This window comes from Candidatus Electrothrix sp. (genome assembly GCF_052785085.1).
The window spans coordinates 1-5043 of the sequence record NZ_JALAAI010000188.1; the positions used below are offsets into that span (position 1 = coordinate 1).

Here is a 5043-nt window from a genome sequence, read left to right on the forward strand (position 1 = left end):
TGTAGGAAGCGCAACGCCTGTCCGTGGAAATATCTCGCTGAGGTTATCACGGCTCGGCGCCAGGGGCTGGATGTGCCTCCTCTGCCTCTTGCTGCGTAAAAAAAATGAGAGGGGTCTGAACGGTTACCTTGTGCCAAGAAGGTGTCGTTTTTGAGCTTATTTTATAATACTTTTATTTAGCAATGGAGGCAATAATGGACGTAATGAATTTACAAACAGGTATGATAGCACACTTACAGTGGAAATCAAAATTATCTGATTTTTTTTATGGTGTCGAGGAATTAACCTTGGCAGATGTGCCGGATCATAACAGTTGCGATTTTGGGAAGCTGTTTAACAGGAGTATCAAGCAGGAATATAGTGATTTTAATGAAATTTCTGCCATTGATGTATTGCATAAAGAAATACATGAAGATATCAAGCGTCTTATTCAATTGCCTGTGGAAACCCGAAAAAGTGCAGAGGGAAAGCAGGCTTTGGAGACATTTAAAAAGAAATGTGACAGATTTGTCGAGATGCTGGAACGTTTGGAAGCAGAGGCCAAGCGGCGCTAGAAGTTTTTTTATGATGCTGTATATACGGTTTTTCCCTGAAAGTCGTTTGACTGTATATACAGCTTTATTTGCCACTCTTTCAGCAGGATAAAACGACACGGATGCTTGCTTGCCTGCTTGCTGAACAAGGTTACGCCACATCCCGAACTCACCATAGCAATAATCGCTTCATTTCCCGCCACCTCAGCATAGATATTCCGCATTATTTTATTCCGCAAACCAATTGCTCAACGCTCCGTCGGCTCAGACCGGTGCTTGGGATGATAAATGGTGGCTGGAGCCAATTGATTCTCTGATATTTCTTGTAATTGATTGGTGTCCATGACTTTGTTGCGCCCTGTTTGTATTGTTACATTTTTTGCAAAATTATATATTGGATAAATCACTTTACGCAATATTTTTGCATGGTATAGTGCGTTGACTTATAAAGCATACCTTATATTTCCTTTTTTATCGCTCTTTTTACAGGATAAACAAAGGGGGTATTATGAATATACCAACTGAATATACCAACCCAAGGAGAAGGACCAATGGCAAATTATTTTAATACCCTGCCCCTGCGTCTTCAGCTGGAAGAGCTGGGCCAATGTCGTTTTATGGATGCCTCAGAGTTTAACGGGGTGGAAGCCCTGAAAGGCAAGAAAATTGTTGTTGTGGGCTGCGGTGCCCAGGGTTTGAATCAGGGCCTGAATCTGCGTGATTCCGGGCTGGATGTTTCGTACACCCTGCGTGCGGCTGCTATCAAGGAACAGCGTCAGTCCTGGAAAAACGCAACAGATAACGGCTTCAAGGTAGGTTCTTACGAAGAAATGCTCCCGGATGCAGATCTGGTCATTAACCTGACCCCGGATAAGCAGCATTCCAACGTTATTGAGGCTATTATGCCTTTTATGAAACAAGGTGCCTGTCTGTCCTACTCTCACGGTTTTAATATTGTTGAGGAAGGCATGCAGATTCGTGATGATATCACGGTTGTTATGGTTGCCCCGAAATCTCCTGGAACCGAAGTCCGCGAGGAGTACAAGCGTGGTTTTGGTGTGCCGACCCTGCTGGCCGTGCATCGTGAGAATGATCCTCAAGGTATTGGCTGGGATGTGGCTAAGGCCTATGCCTGTGGTACTGGTGGCGACCGGGCTGGCTGCCTGGAGTCCTCCTTTGTTGCAGAAGTCAAGTCTGACCTGATGGGTGAGCAGACCATTCTCTGTGGTATGCTGCAAACCGGCTCGTTGCTGTGCTTTGAAAAGATGGTAGAGCAGGGAATTGATGCGGCCTATGCTGTAAAATTCATTCAGAACGGTTGGGAAACTATTACCGAGGCCCTGAAGCATGGTGGTATCACCAATATGATGGATCGCCTTTCTAATCCTGCCAAGATCCGCGCTCATGAGTTGGCTGAAGAGTTGAGCGAAATTATGGCTCCGCTCTTTCATAAACATATGGACGACATTATGTCCGGGTATTTTTCCACAACCATGATGGAAGACTGGGCCAATGATGATGCTAATCTGCTGAACTGGCGTAAGGAAACCGGTGAGACCGATTTTGAGAAGATTGAAGCTGCTGATGTTGCCATTGCTGAGCAGGAGTACTTTGATAAGGGGATCCTGATGGTCGCTATGGTCAAAGCAGGTGTGGAGCTTGCCTTTGACACCATGGTTTCTGCTGGTATTAAGGAAGAATCAGCCTATTACGAGTCTTTGCATGAGCTGCCGCTGATCGCTAATCTGATCACCCGTAAAAAGCTCTATGAGATGAACGTGGTTATCTCCGATACTGCTGAGTATGGCTGTTATCTGTTCAATCATGCCGCCTATCCCTTGCTTCAGGATTTTATGAAGACCGTGAACACTGATGTTATTGGTAAAGGACTGGATGTGAAAGATAACGGGGTCAGCAATGTAGAGCTGATTGAGGTCAATGAGTCTATTCGCTACACAGGCGTGGAGATCATTGGTGAGGAATTGCGTTCTTATATGGGCGCTATGAAGCCGATAATCTAGGATTGATCATCCGATGACCAGGGAGCAGGGTGACCTGCTCCTCTTCTATGGAATCTTCATAACCTTATTTTTTAAACTCGTGGATGAGAGAGCATCTTTTCATCACTTCTCCTTACCCAGCAGCAGCGGTGGCACCGTAGGCAGGCCGATGTTTCCGGCAATGCTGTTATAGGTTCGGGCAAGCTTTTGCACCTTCTGCGTTCCTTGGTCAACAAAGTCCAGGGCCTTGCCAAGGCGGGAGCTTTTATCGGCAAGGCTGTTAAAGAATTCCTCCAGGCGGCTCTTGGTGGCGGCATCCGGTTCTTTTTCCTCCTGAACAGCTTTTTCTGCCGCTGTCATGGCCTGTTCCGCTTTGTCCAACTCTCTGGTTACTCGCTTCTTCTCTTTTTCATCCTCAATTTCAATCTCGGCCTCGTCCAGGATGTCGTTTTTCAGATTATCAAACAGGGCCTGGGCTTCTTTGAATTGGTTGTGCAAATCAACAGATTGGTTAGCCGTCTGTGTGTTGTGTTGATCTACGTTTTGATGCACCTCTGACTTGCCGAAGTCGCTCATGTTAATCTCGTTCACAAGTTTTATCCCCTCTTTGTTTCTTTCTTCTTTACTGACCACGCTGTCCAGGAGATCAGAGACGGAAAATGACTCGCCCAAGATTCCGTCACAATAGGTGTCCCAACCTTTGGTGTCCCAACCTTTCCGCTCGTAACCAAGTAAATTCTGATAATCAGCAAAGTACCCCGGATATCCTGGCAATTCAACCAACTCCTTCGGCACCAGCTCCTGAAAACCCAGTCCTTCAATGGCATGCCGGATGATGGAGAGATACTGCCGCTTGCTATGCAGTCCCCCTTTGATGGTAATCATAATCCGGTTATTCTGCTCCTCCATTCTGATGATGGCCTGCACACCCAGGTCGTTATTATCCAGCAACATTCCATAACGCCATTGCTGTTGCCGATCCAGAATATCCTTTTTCATGCGGACCATGAGGCGGGAGAACAGGGATGAGGGCAGGAAGTCGTATTCCATGTGAAAGCAAAGCAGGTTTTCCCCTGCCAGCGTGGGTTCTTCCTCCGGTTCCTTGGGCAGTTGATTGGGCAGGATGTAGAGATGCTTAGAGTTGCTATACAGATAACAGAGCTTAAACTCCTGCATGATCTGGATAAGGTATTGCAGCTCTGTCCGGGTGTAGGTGAACTCTTTTTCCTTGGCCGGATCATACTCATCGCAGCGGATTTTCTCTTCGTTGAGGATGAACACCAGATCGCTTTCGCGCAGAAGCCCGTCCTTGGTCTTTTCCGAGTTGATGATCTTATACACGCCCACGGTCACCCAATGGGGATCAAGGACATAGATGTCGGTCAGGGGCAGGTTCTCGAAAAAGAGCACCGTGCCCAGATCATTGAGCAGCTTGAGCAGGGTCATCCGGCTTATCTCGTCATCTACTCCGTGTTTTGCGCAGATGGCAAGGAATTGATCCCGATCGATGTAATTCTTTGCTTCGGTGACCTGTTCCAGCTCGGTTCTGATGGCGAGCCAGGATTTGCTGATCTCCATGCCGAAGAGCGGGGTGTTCGGGACAGAGGCGGCTATGCTGCGCACCAGTTCGGGCAGGCCGTCCTGGTTTTTGCAGGAGATACGGAAGAAGCGGTTGTCGATCCAGGGGAAGCGGGAGTTGATGCTCTTCTGTTCAATATTATAGGAGGGATTGAGGTCGATCTTGTTCATGGCCACGATGAGCGGCGACTTGCCGCCGTACTTCTCAATATGGCGGAGCCAATGAAATTTCTTGCTGTCGGTGCGGCTGTCCAGTACCAGGATGTAGAGGGAGCGGTTGCTCATGAAGAAGCGATGGGATGCGTGCATGATCTCCTGACCGCCGAAGTCCCAGAAGTGGAGACGGCATTCATCGTCATTGTTGAAGCCGGGGAGTTCATGGCCGGAAAGGGAGAGGACGTTGATGCCGTGGGTCTGGGATTCCTTTTTGTCAAAGTCCAGGCCCTGGAGGCGTTTGAGGAGGGAGGTCTTGCCTGCCATGCCTTCGCCAACCAGCAGGACTTTGGCCTCGTGCAGACGGACGGTCTCTTCTTTCAGGGATTGGAAATAGGCACGGATGGCTTCACGGCCTTGTTTGATGATTTCCGGCGGGGGATGGGTGAGGGGGTTTTTGCCGAGGTTGATCTTGCCAAACATATAATCGGAGTCAGGATACACCGGTTCAACAGGCAATTCAGTGATCCAATCGGGCAGGCTGGTGAGCTGATTTTTCCAGCAGTTGAGATTTGTCAAAAAAATGAAATCCTCCAAAGGGGCAAGATCAATAAGTTGATTTTCTGCCAGATCAAGCCAACGCAGTTGTCCCAGTTCTTTGAGGACCGAGATGTCGGTGAGCTGATTATAACGTAAATCGAGCGTGTGCAGTTGTCCCAGTTCTTTGAGGACCGAGATGTCGGTGAGCTGATTATCACTTAAATCGAGCGTGTGCAGTT

The 5043-nt window shown here is 48.0% G+C and carries 4 protein-coding genes; 2 read left to right on the forward strand and 2 right to left on the reverse strand.

Annotation, left to right across the window (positions count from 1 at the left end):
- The first annotated feature begins 203 nt into the window (after nucleotides 1–203).
- Nucleotides 204–554, forward strand: a complete 351-nt coding sequence (locus L2082_RS18370; RefSeq protein WP_446012106.1) for a CZB domain-containing protein — start codon at nucleotides 204–206, stop codon at nucleotides 552–554.
- A gap of 8 nt (nucleotides 555–562) precedes the next feature.
- On the opposite strand, the gene L2082_RS18375 is transcribed toward L2082_RS18370, so the two are convergent.
- Entirely contained in the window at nucleotides 563–757 is a 195-nt protein-coding gene (locus tag L2082_RS18375; protein ID WP_446010708.1) for a hypothetical protein, read from the reverse strand.
- A 327-nt stretch (nucleotides 758–1084) separates the two neighbouring features.
- On the opposite strand from L2082_RS18375, the gene ilvC reads away from it, so the two are divergent.
- A complete protein-coding gene (gene ilvC / locus L2082_RS18380; RefSeq protein ID WP_446010709.1) occupies nucleotides 1085–2554 on the forward strand; it encodes a ketol-acid reductoisomerase in 1470 nt (489 codons plus the stop codon).
- 102 nt (nucleotides 2555–2656) lie between these two features.
- Here the strand turns inward: ilvC and L2082_RS18385 are convergent.
- The coding region (locus tag L2082_RS18385) for a COR domain-containing protein (RefSeq protein ID WP_446012107.1) at nucleotides 2657–5043 on the reverse strand (2387 nt) is incomplete at its 5' end.

Excerpts from the sequence above, each read along its gene's own strand:
- L2082_RS18370 (WP_446012106.1), top strand. The coding sequence starts at position 204 with ATGAATTTACAAACAGGTATGATAGCACACTTACAGTGGAAATCAAAA.
- L2082_RS18375 (WP_446010708.1), bottom strand. The coding sequence starts at position 757 with ATGCGGAATATCTATGCTGAGGTGGCGGGAAATGAAGCGATTATTGCT.
- ilvC (WP_446010709.1), top strand. The coding sequence starts at position 1,085 with ATGGCAAATTATTTTAATACCCTGCCCCTGCGTCTTCAGCTGGAAGAG.